Annotated in this window: 15 protein-coding genes; 9 read left to right on the top strand and 6 right to left on the bottom strand. The window is 56.0% G+C overall.

Annotated features, from left to right (window positions below):
* Positions 1–7: 7 nt before the first annotated feature.
* Entirely contained in the window at positions 8–805 is a 798-nt protein-coding gene (locus MFLA_RS08555) for a sulfite exporter TauE/SafE family protein (RefSeq protein WP_048811655.1), read from the bottom strand.
* A gap of 157 nt (positions 806–962) precedes the next feature.
* On the opposite strand from MFLA_RS08555, the gene MFLA_RS08550 reads away from it, so the two are divergent.
* The 3 genes from MFLA_RS08550 to MFLA_RS08540 all read left to right on the top strand — a co-directional run bounded on the left by MFLA_RS08550 (position 963) and on the right by MFLA_RS08540 (position 4,075).
* The gene (locus MFLA_RS08550; RefSeq protein ID WP_011479891.1) at positions 963–1,901 is read left to right on the top strand and encodes a CysB family HTH-type transcriptional regulator; all 939 of its coding nucleotides are present in this window, start codon (positions 963–965) and stop codon (positions 1,899–1,901) included.
* A 77-nt stretch (positions 1,902–1,978) separates the two neighbouring features.
* A complete protein-coding gene (locus MFLA_RS08545) occupies positions 1,979–3,475 on the top strand; it encodes a helicase HerA-like domain-containing protein (protein WP_011479890.1) in 1,497 nt (498 codons plus the stop codon).
* 39 nt (positions 3,476–3,514) lie between these two features.
* Positions 3,515–4,075 (top strand): IMPACT family protein, encoded by a 561-nt coding sequence (locus MFLA_RS08540; RefSeq protein ID WP_011479889.1) that lies wholly within the window; start codon positions 3,515–3,517, stop codon positions 4,073–4,075.
* A gap of 811 nt (positions 4,076–4,886) precedes the next feature.
* Here MFLA_RS08540 and MFLA_RS08535 read toward each other — a convergent pair.
* The 5 genes from MFLA_RS08535 to MFLA_RS08515 form a co-directional block, all read right to left on the bottom strand.
* Positions 4,887–5,531: an OmpA family protein gene (locus MFLA_RS08535; protein WP_011479888.1), complete on the bottom strand. Its 645-nt coding sequence runs from the start codon at positions 5,529–5,531 to the stop codon at positions 4,887–4,889.
* A gap of 185 nt (positions 5,532–5,716) precedes the next feature.
* Positions 5,717–6,526: a formylmethanofuran dehydrogenase subunit C gene (locus tag MFLA_RS08530; RefSeq protein WP_011479887.1), complete on the bottom strand. Its 810-nt coding sequence runs from the start codon at positions 6,524–6,526 to the stop codon at positions 5,717–5,719.
* Positions 6,523–7,431, bottom strand: coding sequence for a formylmethanofuran--tetrahydromethanopterin N-formyltransferase (gene fhcD / locus MFLA_RS08525; RefSeq protein ID WP_011479886.1), 909 nt, complete (start codon positions 7,429–7,431; stop codon positions 6,523–6,525). Before fhcD ends, MFLA_RS08530 begins: the two co-directional genes overlap by 4 nt.
* Positions 7,431–9,107, bottom strand: a complete 1,677-nt coding sequence (locus MFLA_RS08520; protein WP_011479885.1) for a formylmethanofuran dehydrogenase subunit A — start codon at positions 9,105–9,107, stop codon at positions 7,431–7,433. The genes fhcD and MFLA_RS08520 overlap by 1 nt, the downstream gene beginning before the upstream one ends.
* A gap of 21 nt (positions 9,108–9,128) precedes the next feature.
* Positions 9,129–10,424 carry a formylmethanofuran dehydrogenase subunit B gene (locus MFLA_RS08515; protein ID WP_229407037.1) on the bottom strand — a complete coding sequence of 432 codons (1,296 nt, stop codon included), beginning with the start codon at positions 10,422–10,424 and terminating at the stop codon, positions 9,129–9,131.
* Positions 10,425–10,713: 289 nt separating this feature from the next.
* Here MFLA_RS08515 and MFLA_RS08510 point away from each other — a divergent pair, with 289 nt between their 5' ends.
* The 6 genes from MFLA_RS08510 to MFLA_RS08485 all read left to right on the top strand — a co-directional run bounded on the left by MFLA_RS08510 (position 10,714) and on the right by MFLA_RS08485 (position 16,596).
* Entirely contained in the window at positions 10,714–11,706 is a 993-nt protein-coding gene (locus tag MFLA_RS08510; RefSeq protein WP_048811654.1) for a beta-ribofuranosylaminobenzene 5'-phosphate synthase family protein, read from the top strand.
* A gap of 44 nt (positions 11,707–11,750) precedes the next feature.
* Positions 11,751–12,650 (top strand): NAD(P)-dependent methylenetetrahydromethanopterin dehydrogenase, encoded by a 900-nt coding sequence (locus MFLA_RS08505; RefSeq protein ID WP_011479882.1) that lies wholly within the window; start codon positions 11,751–11,753, stop codon positions 12,648–12,650.
* Positions 12,651–12,656: 6 nt separating this feature from the next.
* Complete coding sequence (locus tag MFLA_RS08500; RefSeq protein ID WP_048811653.1) at positions 12,657–13,772, top strand: ATP-grasp domain-containing protein; 1,116 nt, start codon at positions 12,657–12,659, stop codon at positions 13,770–13,772.
* A 72-nt stretch (positions 13,773–13,844) separates the two neighbouring features.
* Positions 13,845–14,828 (top strand): methenyltetrahydromethanopterin cyclohydrolase, encoded by a 984-nt coding sequence (gene mch / locus MFLA_RS08495; protein WP_011479880.1) that lies wholly within the window; start codon positions 13,845–13,847, stop codon positions 14,826–14,828.
* Positions 14,828–15,754, top strand: coding sequence for an ATP-grasp domain-containing protein (locus MFLA_RS08490; protein ID WP_011479879.1), 927 nt, complete (start codon positions 14,828–14,830; stop codon positions 15,752–15,754). The genes mch and MFLA_RS08490 overlap by 1 nt, the downstream gene beginning before the upstream one ends.
* Positions 15,751–16,596: a triphosphoribosyl-dephospho-CoA synthase gene (locus MFLA_RS08485; RefSeq protein ID WP_011479878.1), complete on the top strand. Its 846-nt coding sequence runs from the start codon at positions 15,751–15,753 to the stop codon at positions 16,594–16,596. Before MFLA_RS08490 ends, MFLA_RS08485 begins: the two co-directional genes overlap by 4 nt.
* The last annotated feature ends 129 nt before the right edge of the window (positions 16,597–16,725 follow it).

The following is a 16,725-nucleotide window of genomic DNA, read 5'->3' as shown; positions in this document are numbered from 1 at the left end:
GCTCACTTTATGCTAGAACAAATTTCAAACCGATCAGCAACAGGATCACTGCCAGGATCGGGCGTAACACTTTTTCCGGAATTTTGGCACTCAAATGACTGCCAATCCAGATACCGGGCAACGAGCCGATCAACAGGCTGCCTAGCAATGCAAAATCCACGTGACCCAATGTCCAATGCCCGATGCCTGCAATCGCAGTCAACGGGATGGCATGGGCAAGATCGGTGCCCACGACTTTCAAGGTGCTCATCTTCGGGTAGAGGAGAAGGATCGCAATCGTGCCCAGTGCTCCTGCCCCTACTGAAGATAACGTTACCAATGCCCCCAGCACGGCGCCAGTCAAGATGGTGGCCGTCACCTGGGTTGAGCCGGTGAAGCGCCCGGTGCTGATGATCCCTTGCTCAACTTCCCGCACCTTGTTGCGCATCAGGATGCTGCGAACCAACAGGGCGCATGCCGTCAGGATCAATGCGATGCCTAGGGCATAAGTGATCAGCCCGCTGATTTCCTTGCCTATCGCCATCAGGTGCTTGATGACGTAAATAGTGACCACCGATACCGGCAGGCTGCCAGCCGACAACAGGCCGACGACCTTCCAGTCGACAGACTTATGCGTGCCGTGGTGCACCCATACGCCACCTGTCTTGGTTAGTGCAGCAAACAGCAAATCGGTTCCAACTGCGACCACTGGCTTGAAACCAAACAGGAATACCAGTAGAGGCGTCATCAATGAGCCGCCTCCCACTCCGGTAATGCCTACAAGAAAACCTACGGCAAAGCCGGAGAGAATGTATCCTATGTCCATGAGTTGATTGTTGTTTTTATCTGGGACGTCTGGTTGTCCAGTTAAAAAACCATGCCAGAAAAAGCCTTGCATTATAACAGGTTAATTAATATTTTTAATAGTTATGTTATTCTATGCATATGTGATTTTGTTATAAAACCAAGGCTGGGGATAACACATGAAAATACATCAATTGCGGTATATCCGTGAGGTCGCCCGTCAGGGCTTGAGTGTATCTCTTGCGGCTGATGCCTTGCACACTTCGCAGCCGGGTGTAAGCAAGCAGATCCAGCTGCTTGAGGACGAGCTCAACCTGCAGATATTCAAGCGCAATGGCAAGAGGCTGATCGGTGTCACTGAGCCGGGCAAGATTATACTGCAGTTGGCCGAGCGCGTCATGATCGAGATGGACAACATCAAGCGTGTCGGCGACGAGTTTTCTCATGAGGACTCGGGTACCCTGACCATTGCCACTACCCATACCCAGGCGCGTTACCGTTTGCCTGCGGCGGTAAAAGAGTTCATGCAGCGCTACCCCAAGGTCAAGCTGACCATCCATCAGGGCAATCCCACTCAGGTGGCCGAGCAGGTGCAGAAAGGCGAAGCGGATATCGGGATTGCGACGGAGTCCATCAGCAGTTATTCCGATCTGCTTTGCCTGCCTTGCTACCAATGGAACCGTTGCATCGTAATGCCGCAAGGCCACCCCTTGTTGGCGGAGCAACCCATCACACTGGAGAAAATCACGCGCTATCCCTTGATCACGTATGATTTTGCTTTTACCGGCGGCTCGTTGGTCAGCAAGGTTTTCGAGAAGGCCGGCCTGAACCCCAACGTGGTACTGACCGCAATCGATGCGGATGTGATCAAGACCTACGTCAATCTCGGGCTTGGTGTGGGCCTGGTTGCCAACATGGCCTATGACCCACAGCGTGATAGCCACTTGGCCATGCTGGATGTGAGCGATCTATTCCCGCCCAGCACAACTTATATCGGCTTGCGGCGCGACGCTTACCTGCGTGGGTATGCTTATGCTTTCATTGAGTTGTTGGCGCCGCATTACCCCCGCAAGGCAGTGGAGGCTGAGCTCAAGATTGGTTACAGCGCGCCGGAGTGATGGGCTGCAATGCGTTGTCGCTGGGTATTTCTGGTATTGTTGAGCCTCTGGTTCAATAGCGCAATTTTCGAGGTTGTATGACACCGACTCCTTTAGCCAAAAGCGCGGATTTCCTTTATCTACTCCCCAAAATGGCCAATCGTCATGGATTGGTCGCTGGCGCCACGGGAACAGGAAAGACAGTCACGCTGCAGAGCATTGCTGAAAGCTTTTCGCGTATGGGTGTGCCAGTATTCATGGCCGATGTCAAAGGCGACCTGGCCGGCATCAGTCAGGTTGGCGGCGGCAATGCCAGGATCGATGCGCGCGTTGCCCAGCTGGGCCTGACCGATTTTAGTTTTGCTGCTTGTCCCGTCACCTTCTGGGATGTCTTTGGCAAGCAGGGCCACCCGATCAGGACAACTATCGCCGAGATGGGGCCATTGTTGCTCGGGCGCATGCTCAACCTCAATGATGTGCAATCTGGCGTATTGACCGCCGTGTTCAAGATTGCCGATGACCATGGTTGGCTGCTGCTTGATCTCAAGGATCTGCGTGCGATGATTCAGCACGCTGCCGAAAATTCCACTCAATATAGCGCTCAGTATGGCAACATCTCCAGCGCCAGCGTAGGAGCGATCCAGCGCGCCTTGCTGCAGCTCGAGCATGAGGGGGCCGACCAGCTTTTCGGTGAGCCGGCCTTGAATCTGGACGATATGATGCAGACCGATCAAAAGGGCTGGGGTGTGGTGAATGTGCTGGCAGCCGATACTCTTTATCACTCCCCGAGAGTCTATGCGACCTTGCTGCTGTGGCTGTTGTCCGAACTGTTCGAGAAACTGCCGGAAGTCGGGGATCTGGACAAGCCAAAGCTGGCATTCTTCTTTGATGAGGCGCACCTGCTGTTCAATGACGCGCCGAAGTCCCTGCTCGACAAGATCGAGCAGGTCGTGAGATTGATTCGCTCCAAAGGTGTGGGCGTATATTTCGTTAGCCAGAACCCGCTCGATATTCCCGATGTCGTGCTCGGCCAATTGGGCAACCGCGTGCAGCACGCACTGCGTGCATTTACGCCACGAGATCAGAAAGCAGTCAAGGCGGCGGCCGAAACTTTCCGTGCTAACCCTGCAGTCAATGTCGGTGAGGTCATCACGGAACTTGCCGTAGGGGAGGCCTTGGTGTCATTCCTCGATGAGCAGGGCCGCCCAGCACCCGTGGAACGCGCATCCATCTGTCCACCTGGGAGTCGTATCGGTCCGGTCAGCGCTGCCGAGCGCGAGCAGCTGATCAAAAATTCCGTCATCTATGGACATTATGAAAACAGCATAGACCGGGAATCGGCCTATGAAATCCTCAAGGGCCGGGCAACAGAAGTGCCTGTCGAGCAAGATGAAGCCGACGACAACAGTTTTGATTGGGGGGACTTGTTCGGCGGCGGTGCAGGAGCGCAAGGCAAGGGCAAGAAGTCGACCAGCCGTCAAGGTGTACTGGAAACTGCTGCCAAAAGCGCTGCGCGTGCAATTGGCTCTGAATTGGGGCGGCAGGTATTGCGCGGAGTGCTGGGCTCCATTCTCGGGGGTAAGCGCCGCAAGTAGCCCGTGAAATCAAGTGCTCAGTGGTAAAGGTCGGATAGTTTGCAGATTATCGTACAGCCAGGTCAGGCAGAACAGACCATCAACAAATCCCGTTTTGTTGCAATCGCGGAATATTGTGCGGATGAGCGTGCCGTCAGCATGGCATTGCGTCGCCTGGCAGCAGCTCACCAGAGCGCGCATCATCTCGCCTATGCATTCCGCCTCAAGACCCCCCAAGGCATTGTGCAGCGCTTCAGCGATGCGGGCGAACCATCTGGTACGGCGGGCAAGCCGGTGCTGCAATTCCTCGAAGGCCGAGACCTTATCAATGTCTGCGTCGGCGTGATTCGTTATTACGGCGGCATCAACCTCGGCACCGGCGGCCTTGTCCGCGCTTATGGCGGCACGGCGAAAATGGCGCTTGATGCTGCGGAAACCGGACCTTTTGTCGAAATGCAGAAGATCCGCATCGAGCTTGATTACAAGCAACTGGATATGTTCATGCGGGAAATCGCCAAAATGAATGGCGAAATCCTCGACAAGGCATTTGGGGAGTTTGTTACCGTGATTGCCACGGTGCCAGCGAGCGAGATTCCGGGGTTGCAGCAGAAATACGGGTAGTTGTGGTGTCTAGAATGTCAACCTGCCACCTGGGGCAGGTTTGTTGATACTGTGCGCTACGTCAACTTGTATTGTCAGAGAAAATTTCTGCGAGGACAGCTATGTATGTCTCCCCAAGGCCAACTGTTACCGCTCTTGAGGTTGCGGCAGAAATAACGCCACCGGCAATAGTTCCGACGCCAGGGAGGAACGTTCATACGTTAATGACTATGGTTCTACCGATGAATGTAGACCCTCCTGCGCAAATAGCAGATGTAATCAAAAAGCTCAATTTGCTTTTAATAGATCAAGCCCAAAGACGGAAGTGATGCCAGTCATCATTCCAATCTGAATTGAAGCCACTATTTCAGCGACGCAGAATGAGATAGGGTTTGCACCAGCTGCGGCAGTGGCAATTGCTGCTCCAACTACAATTTTATGTGCTTGTCCTTTCGTCTAGGCTAGGATTGGTCTTCTGCGCTGCAGCTAAAGCCCTCCGCTTTCTCTCTGAGATAACCTCAGGGGTTAGCTCTATCAGGCAGGCTCTCAAGCCCCATTGGCTTTAATACATATCCATCATCTAATTCTTCTGGAATAGTTCTAACGCGAATTACATTTTTTGACTCTGGAATTAAGCTAAGAACTTCGTTCTTGAACCCATTCTCACTTCTGGCCTTGGTTATTACAGTCATTGGCGGGGCATGCTTTGAAAGCATGTTGTGCAGGTCAGTCCCAACAAAAAAGGGCTTTATCCATGAAATAACCCCGCATATTAGGTTGAATATACGGGGCTTTCATCGGATGTATGCCAATAAAGTCAGGCGAGGCAAGCTTACTGTGCGGGCGCAGGCTCCGCGACAAAAATCTCCACGCGGCGGTTCTTGGCACGGTTGGCTGGCGTGTCGTTGCTGACCAGCGGTTCGCGGGAGCCGCGGCCGTCGATGGTGAAGCGGCTGGCGGCGATACCGCGCGCGATGAGGTAGTCACGGGTGTTAGCCGCGCGGTTCACGGACAGTGGATTGTTGATGGCGTCAGAGCCAGTATTGTCAGTGTGGCCGATGATGGTGACCAGGGTGTTGGGGTTGTTCTTCAGGGTAGTGGCGAAGTTGTCCAGCACGACCCGGAAGTTGGGTTCGATATCGGCCTTGCCGGAAGCGAAGGAGATGTCGCTGGGAATGCTCAGCTTGAGTTGGTTGTCTTCGGTCTGGCTGACTTCGACACCGGTATCCTTGGTGGCTTCTTCCATCTGGCGTTTCTGCTCTTCCATGCGCTTGGACCAGACGTTACCGGCAAGGGCGCCTGCACCTGCGCCTACTGCAGCGCCGATGGCGGCACCTTTACCTTTGCCGGCAATGGCGCCGACGACAGCACCCGCGCCCGCACCGATGGCAGCGCCTTTCTGGGTTCCTGACATGTTGGCACAGCCGCTCATGGCCAGAGTTGCGATCAAGGTGGTGATGGTGATATTGGTTTTCATGGTGTTCCTTTTTTATATGTTGTCTTCAAGCATATGGCTGCCCTGCTGGATGGCCGGGCAGCGATGATTTGAGCAGCTTAGATGCCACTGGGTTCATGACAAAGCAGATTGACAATTGTTGATGTTCTGGCATGAAAAAGCCCGGCCAGTGGATGGCACGGGCTTTGGTGATGTAGCTGAGTTGGTTACTGGTTGAAGACCAGGATTTCGCCCTTGCCGTCGTTGGCGATGTCGCCGGCATAGCGTTGCACGCGGTTCTGGTTGAGCGTGGCAAACTTGCTCGGCAGGTCGCGGAACGATTTGAACATCAGGCTGAGGTAGGGCAGGGTGTGGGTGCCGCAGTCCTGCAAGGTGGCATGCAGCTTGGGTTCCTGCTTCAGCAGCAGGGTGCCGCGGCGCATGCCGTAGCCTACGTATTCGCCGACACTGCCTAGTACGCCGATGGTGCCAGCCAGCATACGCGAGGCGAGATATGCGCCGGCATTGCCCTCGATGAGGATGATGCCGCGACGCATCTGGTCGCCTGCGCGCTCGCCGACATTGCCGCTGATGAGTACCATGCCGCCCTTCATGCCCTTGCGGTCGCCGGGTAGTGCTGCGGCGAGAAAGTCGCCGACATTGCCCTTGACCTCGATCAGCCCACCCGCCAGGCCACTGGCAAGGAATGCGTCGGCATCACCGTTGAGCACAATGTGGCCGTTACGCATCTGCAGGCCGAGATAGGAACCGGCACCACCGTTGACAGTGATGCGGCCTGATTTCATCTGGCTGCCGATGAAGTCCAGCTTGCCATTGGCGTTGTTGAAAACGATGTCTGCGGCATCGTCGCCCGAAATATCGAACAAGCTGTCCGCGCGTAATTTCTCGCGGCCGCTATCCAGCAGGATGGCACCGATGTCTGTCAGGCTCTTGCCTGCCAGGTTGTCAGGGATGAGCGGGGACAGGTCGACCCGTTGCTGTAATGTTGTGTTGAGAGTGAAGGTCAAAGCGCTCATGCCATGATCTCCCTTAGTTTGAAGTGATAGGGTCCGAGTTTGCCTCCGTAGTTGCCGGCGGAAATGCGCTTGATGCCATTCTTGGCGCCGAGCTCGCATGCGGCGGCGATGCCTGCGCGCATGGCAACACGAATGTCGGGGTCGGTAAGGCCGTCGATCACGATTTCCATCACCGATTCGATCTCGGGCGAAAGCTCGGTCTTGGTGATGCCCTTGAGTGTGGGGCAGAAGGCATCGTTGGTCGACGCGATCAATGCCTTGTACTTGGAGCCGACCTTGGAGCCGGAACGCACGACGCCACCTGGGAACGGCATGATGACATTGGGAATTTTGCTCATGGCATCGATTGCGGCTTCGCATGCGGCGAGCGCCTGCGGCTGGGATTCCGCCAGAATCAGGAAATTGCCGCCGCCGACAGAGCGGATCATGCCTGTGGTTTCCTCAGTGAGGAACTCGCCGTCCATGACCGGTACGCGCCAGTAGCGCTTGCCATTGAATACCTTGGAAATCTGGAAGCCGTCGCCAAAAAAGCGCAGGTTCTTGCCGAGGTTGATCCTGGTGATCTCTGGATAGCCTTCGTCAATGCCCGAGAATGCTGCCGCAGTGGGACAGGTCAGCACACATTGGCCCATACGGGTTTCGAGTTGCTTGATCAATACCGCGCTGCTCATGGCAAACATGAGGATGGAGACACCCGGGCGGCCATCCGGTGTTTCTTCCGGGGTGAGCTCACGCTCGATGCCCGCTTCCACGCCGCAGGCAATCACCGAGGTAGCGAAGCCGGTCATGGCGCGCGCTGCGTTGTAGGCCCAGCGCAGATTCTGCGCGGTGATGATGACACGGGTGCCGCGCATGCCGAAGGCTTCGGCAAAGGTGTCGTCTATGGTTACGCCGTTGATAATCATTATGCTGTCTTCTCCCTGCGACCCTTGGCTTCCTGAACAATGACCTTGCCGCGGCCGCCGTCTTCAAGCTCGGCGGCGTTGACCTTGTAATTTTCCATGTTCATGGTGTGATAGCGGTCGAAATATTGCTTGAGATCCTTTTCAATGCTGCGATCGAAATCCGGCTTGACCGTATGCGTACTGCCCCAGGTGACTTTAACTACCTGGCCATCCTTGACCACTAGTTCGCCATCCTTGAACACATAGTCAGGCTTGGAGAACATGGCTTCGCGATCCGGATTGTCGGTGTAGACCGTAATGTCGGCGGCGCCGCCAGCGCCGAGATGGCCGCGGTCGTGCAGACCGACCAGTTTGGCCGCGCCGGCGCGCGTCATGATGGCGATTTCATAAAGGCTGTATTCGCGATCGATCGAGGTCAGCGTGCTCATGGCCTGGGCATCCAGGTTAAGCTTGGCGAACATGTCGTTGCGGAAACTCTTGTCCATCAGCAGGCGGATCAGGTGCGGATAGCTGGTGAAAGGTGCGCCGTTCGGGTGATCGGTGGTAAGGAAGATGCGCCATGGGTCTTCCGTCAGCAGGAAGATTTCCAGGCCGATCGCCCATTGCAATGCGTTGACGAAGTTCTTGTCCTTGTACTTGAACGGTACGACGCCGCAACCGGAGTCGCATTCGATATCCATGAGTACGGCCTTGTTCGGGTGTGCGTGACCGGCGTTGGCATACTGGCGCATGGTGTCGCCGGAAGCGGTGACGGTCTGGCCGAACAGGATCTGCCCGACGTCGGCGGAGACGTTCTTGTGCTTATTCAATGCCTCAGCAACTGCTGCTGCGCCCGAGGAGAACTTGCGGTCGCCCTCGGTGCCGTAGCTGTGGAACTGGATATGAGTAAGGTGGACTGGGTAGCCTTCCACGGCGCCCATGGTCTTGAGCGTGGTTTCGACGTTGCCGGGTACGCCGAGGTTGTTGCCGTGCACATGCAGCGGGTGGGCAATGCCCAGTTCGTAGACGGCGCGCGTCAGGGCCTGCAGCACTTCGCGTGGTGTTACCTGGTAATGCACGTTCTGTTCATCCAGATTCAATGCACGCTGGTTGAACTTGAAGGCGTTGATGCCGCCGGGATTGACCACCTTGATGCCGATGGCCTGTGTGGCATGAAGTATCCAGGCAACGTAGTCGTTAATCGCATTCTGATCCTTCTTTGCTGCCAGCATGCGCAGGAAATAGTCGTCGCTGCCCAGCATGGCGTAGCCACCCTTATCCAGAATGGGGATATCGCACATTTCTAGGTGAGACTGGCGCGCATTGACCGGGGAAAGCGCTGGCTCGAAGCCTGCGGTGTAACCCATTTCTGCGTAGCGATAGCCGGTGTTCAATGTAGAGGGGGCCGCATGGCCACAACCGGCACGGCAAGCTGCCGTATGTGTGGTGGCGGAGCCGCGGTGATCCTCAGGCAGCATTAGGCGGGCAATATTGACCTTACCGCCGCCGATATGGGTATGCATGTCGATTGCGCCCGCCATGACTACCTTGCCGCGTAGGTCGTATTCCTGGTCGATGGTGTCGTGATCGCCGGGACGGTCGATGATGCGGCCGTCTCGGATGTAGATGTCCATGACTTTGCCGTCAATTTGGTGCGCAGGATCATAGACCCGGCCACCTGTCAGTTTAATCAGCATGTTTCTAGTTCCTTGACTTGCTTAATCGGCCTTGAGTGCTGACTCTATGGCAGAGAGCACATCGGCGAGAGTGGGCAGGTTGGTGTCGCGCAGTTTACGCAATGGCAATGTTACCGAGCTGTCGCTGCGGAATTGCGCCCCATTGGCTTCGAGGCCGGGAATCGCAATCGGAATGAAGACATCAGGAGCATGTTCAAATTGCATGGCAGGATGGCCGATGACGATGGTGGGGACATTGCTATGGGGTGGCAAACGCTCCGGTTTAAAGCTGCTGATCCAGACCAGCACATCGGTTTCGCCTTCGGCCAGCAGGCGAGAAGTGTCGTAGTGATAAGGATCGTAATCGGGATAGCCGCGGCGGTAAGAGTTGCGGAACGGGTAGCCGCTAATCCATGTACTGACGTTATAGGCAGTAACGTCGCCGTCGTTGCCGCTCAGCGGCAGGCCGGCGCTGCGCGTGGTCTTGTTCAGTTCCTGCACGACACCGACGATGTTCTGGATGGAAAGCTCGGCATGCGGAAAATCCAGCGCGCTGCCAGTCCAGGCGAGTACGCTGTACTTGGCGGCCTTGAGGCGCTCAGCCAATTTTTCCAGCGATTCGCGTGCAATACCGGCGACATTGTCCGCCTTGAGCGACTTGCCGGCTACAATCGCGCGCAGTGCGGCGAGCACTTCAGGCACACGGTCAAGATCGCAAGGCAGCACGTCCGGTTGCTTGCCGTTTGGCGAAACGCCTGGCGCGGTATTCAGATCGCGGCCGCCCAGGTAGACGATTTCGCGGTCAGCGGTGTTCTCAGTGAACATCGCCTCCTTGTTCCAGATCACGCGCTCAAAAAAACGCGGGAAGTAGCTGACGATATCGGTACCGATTACGACCAGCAGGTCAACGCGGTTCTTCACTTCGCTCAATGTGGTCACGAACCAGCCGGAATTCTGCATGACCAGAATGTTCTTCATCGAACTTTTGGAGTTCATGTGATCGATCGTGGCGCCGGAAGTTTCGGCGAGATTCATGACCGCGCGCATGCCGTAGACGTCTGTTGCCAGGCCGGCCATCAAGGGATGTTTTGCGGACTGGAGCAGGCTGCTCGCCTTCGCGATGGCATCCTCCAGGGTGGCTGCCTTTCCATGGATGGCGGGAGTGGTATTGCTGCGAGGTCGTTCAAAGAAAGCCTTGCTTTGGGGGCACTGCGGCGATTGCAAGGATAAGTTACCATTTGCATCCCGCGCGAGCGTCAGGTCGTCGCTCAATAGCCCGTCAGCAGGATAGGGCACTGCTTCCAGCAAATCCGCCGGAAATTGGGTCGATTGCGTCATGTTCTCCATCCGAAAACTGGTTAGTTTCTTAAGGTGTATACCTTGGTCAGGTATATTGCAAACCGGTGAAACCGATTGGCCGGTGCAAGCCTGTAGGCTCGCTGGCAGGAATTATACTCCTGGATTGTGCCTGAAAACAGGCATGTGCCTAGATTGATTCAATATTAAGTAAGGTTCCATACGATATGCCCGGGTGCAATGGTAAAATTCTTAATCCAGGCTTTTTAAACCGAGGACTGCTGGGCTACAATAGCAGATTGTAGGCACCAAAAGTGCCGGTTTTCGCAAGCTGAAGGAAATCATCATCAAAAAGCAAGGCGTCAGTGTTGTTACCACGGCACGGTTGCATATGGGATTCTTTGACCTGAACGGGGATCTGGGCCGTCGTTTTGGCAGTATCGGGGTTTCCCTGAGTCAACCAGCGACAGAGTTGCATGCGTGGCCCGCGCAGGTTTTTTCTGCTGAAGGTCCGGGAGCGGCCCGCGCCGTGCGTGTGGCGACCAGGCTGAGTGAGTCTCTTGGCTTGCAGGGCGGAATGGATATGCGGCTGGTGAGGGCCATTCCTGAACATGCTGGCTTGGGGTCGGGCACGCAAATGGCATTGGCAGTCGGTGTTGCTCTGAACCAGCTCTTCAATCTTGGCCTGACAATACGTGATATTGCATTGTTGACGGAGCGGGGCGCCCGCTCGGGTATTGGGATCGGGACGTTCGCTACCGGTGGCGTGGTGATTGATGGCGGGCGTGGTGAACACACCGTGGTGCCTCCCGTGATCGCGCGGGCTGAATTTCCAGGCAATTGGCGCATCATCCTGATTTTTGATCATACCCAGACAGGCGTTCACGGCGATGCAGAAATAGATGCATTCCGCAGCCTTCCCAAGTTCCCTTCCCATACTGCAGCTACTCTTTGCCGGCATGTGCTGATGCAGGCTTTGCCTGCCCTGGCCGAGCATGACCTAACTACATTTGGGGCGGCAATTCGTGCGCTGCAGGAGCATACTGGCGATCATTTTGCCCCTGCCCAAGGTGGTCGCTATGCCAGCCCTCGGGTGACGGAAGTGCTGGAATGGTTGGAAGCTGCCGGGGTTGCCTGTTTCGGACAAAGCTCCTGGGGACCTACCGGCTTTGCAGTTTTTCCGGATGAGAGTGAAGCCCGGGCAGTAGCATCGCATCTGCAAGAAGTGTTTGCGCATTATCCGGCGCTTGAATTCATGGTGTGTGAAGGACGCAATGAAGGCGGTGTCGTCAATGACTTGCCCGCAATCGTCGCGGCAATTTAGGCATGGTCAACAGGAATTAATTCTTTATAAATTTAGGTGGAATAATGGAAAAAGTATCGATATTGCATTTGATCACGGCTGCCAAGAATGCCAGCCCATTTGATGTCAACATGGCATTTGATGCGGGTTTCGACAAGATTGTCCCATATACCAATGTTGAACTGAAGGAAGTGACCGGGCTGGTGCAGGACGCGATTTTTTCTCGTAGCCCCAGCGGGGTTAAGCGGGAAAGCATCTTCATCGGTGGTCGTGATATTGATGTTGCGATGGATATGCTGGAAACGGCGCGTAAAGCCATGGTGCCTCCCTTCGAGGTTTCGGTATTCGCTGACCCGTCGGGCGCCTTCACTACGGCGGCTGCCATGATGGCCAAGGTGGAACAGCATTTGATCAAGAATTTCGGCGGGGATCTTAGCGGTCGCAAGGTGAGCGTGTTCGGTGCAACCGGTCCGGTAGGTGGGTGTACTGCCGTGATTGCAGCCAAGTATGGTGCGGAAGTCGAGCTGGTAGCGCACCGTGCCGTGGCTGACGTTGAGGAAAAGGCGGCGTCCTACAACCAGCGATACGGTATCAAGATCGGTTACACGGATGGCAGCAATGATGCGCTGAAGCAGCAAATCCTGCAGCGTACCGATATTGCGTTGTGTGCCGCTGCTGCCGGGATTCAGGTCATCAGCCTGGCGCAGATGGCAGGTTCGCCAACCCTGAAGGTGGTGGCCGATGTTAATGCCGTGCCGCCTACAGGTGCCGAAGGCGTCGACGTGTTTGCGGACGGCGTCGCCATTCCCGGCACCAATGCATTCGGTATTGGCGCTCTGGCGATCGGCAATGTCAAGTACACCACCCAGCATAACCTGCTCAAGCAGATGCTCGAAGCAACAGAGAAAAAGGTTTATCTTGATTTCCTTGCTGCATTCGAGACAGCACGCAACAGCATCAAGTAAGCTGGCTTGGCTCGCAAGCTTGTCATTGCGGCGGTTTGTGCCAGGCCCTATGTGGAGATGGCCTGTGCGGCAGGCTATGAAGTATTGGCGTTAGATGCGTTTGCTGATGAAGATACCAGCACGCTGGCAAGCCAAGCGCTCAGGTTACCGTATGCGGAATGCGGTTTCGAGCGCGGTGCCTTTGAAGCGGCCTTGTCCGCTATCTGCCGCGAACACGAGTGCGCCGGGTTTTTGTACGGTAGTGGCTTCGAGGCTGATCCTGCACTGCTGGGGATGGTCTCGGCCCGTATGCCGTTGATAGGAAATGCTGCCGATGTCGTTGCCCGGGCCAAGAGTGTGCCCGGTTTTTTTAGCTTGTTGGCCGAGCTGGATATCCCGCATCCGCCGACGTCTAAACGCTCACCCAGCACCAAGTGCGGGTGGCTGTTGAAGCGCGAGGGTGGATCTGGGGGCACGCATGTTCGCCGTGCGGACAGGAGCGCCGGCCCTGGAGAGTATTTCCAGCAAGAGTTGGCGGGGGTGCCGGTTTCCTTGCTATTCGCGGCCGACGGTGCCAATGTCAGGGTGATTGGCTACAACATGCAGAAAGTAGCGGCATCTGCCAAGATGCCGTTTCGCTATGGCGGATTGGTCAGTAACGTAGGGTTGCCTGCAGATTGCTGCGAAGTATTGCGCAAGGCAGCATTGGCATTGACCCAGACATTGAAGCTCAGGGGCCTCAATAGCGTGGATGCCGTGCTGACGCCAGACGGGCGAACTTTCGTGCTTGAGCTCAATCCGCGACTGACGGCGAGTGCCGCAGCGTATCGCACCCACCCTGGCTTGTTGGCAATTCACCTAGATGCCTGCCAGGGCAGGCTGCATGATGTTGATGTGGAGCCTGTGTCGCAAGCGCAGGCAGTTTGCTATGCCAGAGAGGATTTTACTGTGCCTTGCAACCTTGACTGGCCCGCATGGGCTTCCGACCTGCCTGCCGCAGGAAGCCGGATTGTAGCAGGTGATCCTGTCTGCAGCGTATATGCCGAAGCTGCGGATGCTAGTGTGGCAGAGGCGTTGGCGCAGCATCGGTTGCAGGCCATTGCCGAGCTGCAGCGACAGGCTCCTGCAGCTGTTGAAATTTAGTGCATGCTGAGCATGCAGGTTTGATTTTTAAGTTATCGATATATCCATCATTCAACCCGAAAGTGAACAAAAATGAGTGAAAGCAAACTTGATGTGACCCTGTGGCCTAGTGTCAATCAACTCACCAATCCATTGGTCAAGCATTTGGTCGACAATGCCAAGGCCTTGCGCCTGCTGGTGGAAAAGCTGCCCAGCGGTGCCACGATCATTGACGCCGGCATCAAGGCCGAGGGCGGTCTGGAGGCCGGGCGCCTGATTGCTGAAATCTGCATGGGTGGCCTGGGCCATGTCAACCTGCATTCCTCCAGCACTTTCCCGCATTGGCCATGGACATTGTCCGTACATTCCAATAACCCGGTGCTTTCCTGCTTGGGCAGCCAGTATGCCGGTTGGAGTCTTTCCCATGAGAAGTTCTTTTCCCTGGGCTCAGGTCCTGGCCGTGCACTGGCCGGGCGCGAGGAGCTTTATAAAGAGCTTGGTTACAAGGATAGCGCTGATGCTGCAGTGCTGGTGCTCGAAAGCGACAAGGTGCCGCCGCAGGAGGTGATTGAGAAGGTTGCCCGCGATACCGGTGTGAACCCAGAAAACCTGACTTTCATCCTGACTCCAACTCGTAGTCTGGCCGGTACTGTACAGATCGTGGCGCGCGTACTGGAAGTGGCCTTGCACAAGATCCATACCCTGCATTTCCCGCTGGAGCATGTGGTCGATGGCGCCGCAAGCGCGCCTTTGCCTCCACCTGCGCCGGATTTTCTCATCGGCATGGGGCGTACCAATGATGCCATCCTATTCGGCGGTCATGCGCATATTTTCGTCAAGGGTAGCGACGAAGCGGCAGCCAAGCTGGCGAAAGAATTGCCAAGCAGCGCTTCCCGTGATTATGGCCGTCCATTTGCCGAGGTATTCAAGGCGGTCAACATGGACTTCTACAAGATAGACCCCATGCTGTTCAGCCCGGCTGCAGTTACCGTGACTGCAGTGGAGTCAGGCAAGAGCTTTATAGGAGGCAAGTTGGATGCCACCTTGTTGGATCAGTCGTTCGGCTATAGCGCATAGTGAACCACCGCATTCCGGTTTTTACCGATGATCCTGGCTGGCATGGCAAGCGCCTCAAGGAGGCGTTTGCAGCGCGTGGTTACGAGGCGGTATTTGTCTCTCTCAAGGATTGTGTGTTCAATCTTGGCTTCGGTGCTAATCAGCCGGCAGTCCTGATCCCGGGGTTTGAGGATGCCCTGCCAAAAGGCGTGTTCGTGCGTGGCGTGCCAGGTGGGACATTGCAGCGCGTGATCGCGCGGCTCGACATCCTGCATGCACTCAAGTTACTGGGCGTGGTGGTCTATAACGACGGCCATGCGGTCGAGCGCACCGTCGACAAGGCCATGACCAGTTTCCTGTTGCACCTGAACCAAGTGCCGACGCCGCAAACCTGGGTGTGCGAGTCGCGTTACCAAGCGCAGGAAATCTACCTCAGGGAAACCATGGCAGGCCGTCAATTGGTACTCAAGCCTTTGTTCGGCTCGCAAGGGCAGGGCATACGTAAGCTGACGCATGAAACTGCCTTTCCTATCCCCATGGCGCAATATGTGGATGGCCTGTATTACTTGCAGGCCTATGTGGATAGCGGCGAGGGTGCCTGGCATGACCACCGGGTGTTCGTCATCCGGGGGAAGGCGGTGGCCGCCATGATTCGTCATGGCAGCCAGTGGGTGAATAACGTGGCCCAGGGCGGCCGTTGCGAGGCGGTGGCGGCCGATGGCGAGTTGGCCCTGCTGGCAGAAGCTGCCGCTCGAGCAGTCAATGTGGACTATTGCGGTGTTGATATCATCCGCGATGGCGACGGCAAGCTATATGTGCTGGAGGTGAACAGTATTCCGGCATGGAAAGGCTTGCAAGGCGCTACTGGTGTGAATATCGGCCAACTCCTGGTTGATGACTTCCTCTCCTGCATCCATACACAACCTGCGTTGACGATTGTTTCATGAGCAACAGGCGGATCGCCGATAGGTTCCGTGCGGCGTGCATGGCGGAGCTGACCAGCCTCAAGCCTGGTAATGTTCATATCTTCGCCGACGGTCATGGCATGGTGGTGCAGGAATTCATTCGTAGCGCCGATGCCGTTGCTGGCGTGATTGCGCAGCCGGGATTGTCGGTCGGCGGGCGTATCCTTGCCTCGGTGGAAGCGACTTGGCAAGTCGTGAGCTGCAACACCAATCTTGGCATCGTGTTGTTGTGTGCCCCCTTGGTCCATGCAGCACTATCTGATGCCAAGGGTTCGTTGCATCAACGGTTGTTGCAGGTGTTGGCGCAGCTGGATGTCCATGATGCCGAGCTCGCATTCAAGGCTATCGTCCGGGCCTCTCCGGGCGGCCTGGGCGAGGCTGCAGAACATGATGTGCGCGCAGCACCGAAAATTACCTTGCTGGAAGCGATGCAGGCCTCTGCAGGGCGGGACCGTATTGCCTGGCAGTACGCCCATGGGTTCGAGGATGTATTTGGAGTCGGCATGACAGCGTATATACAGGCAATGGATAAATGGCAGAATCCTGCCTGGGCGACGACGGTACTTTACCTCACACTGCTGAGCCGCTTTCCTGACAGCCATATCCAGCGCAAGCATGGTCTGGTGCAGGCCGAAGATGTCAGCCGCCAAGCCGGCGTGCACTTGCAGGCGTTGCTTGCACATGAGAACCCCAAGCGCTACCAGCGAACATTGCTCCAATTCGATACGGAGCTGAAAGACCGGAAGCTAAACCCTGGAACGAGTGCGGACCTTACGGTTGCCACCTTGCTGGCATACGAATTGTCGAGAAGTGGTGCTCTATAGTTATACATGAATTTCGGTTATACTAGCGCGATTCCTTTGGCGAGGTCTGGGCCTGTCCTTGGCTGCACAGTCTCCCGGTCGGGCAAGCAAGTTTTCAAGCGTAATATTTCTGTATTTTCTCAAGGAGGA

This window comes from Methylobacillus flagellatus KT, assembly GCF_000013705.1.
Taxonomy (GTDB): Bacteria; Pseudomonadota; Gammaproteobacteria; order Burkholderiales; family Methylophilaceae; genus Methylobacillus; species Methylobacillus flagellatus.
Note: the sequence above shows the minus strand (reverse complement) of the source record. Positions and strands in the feature narration are given on the sequence as shown.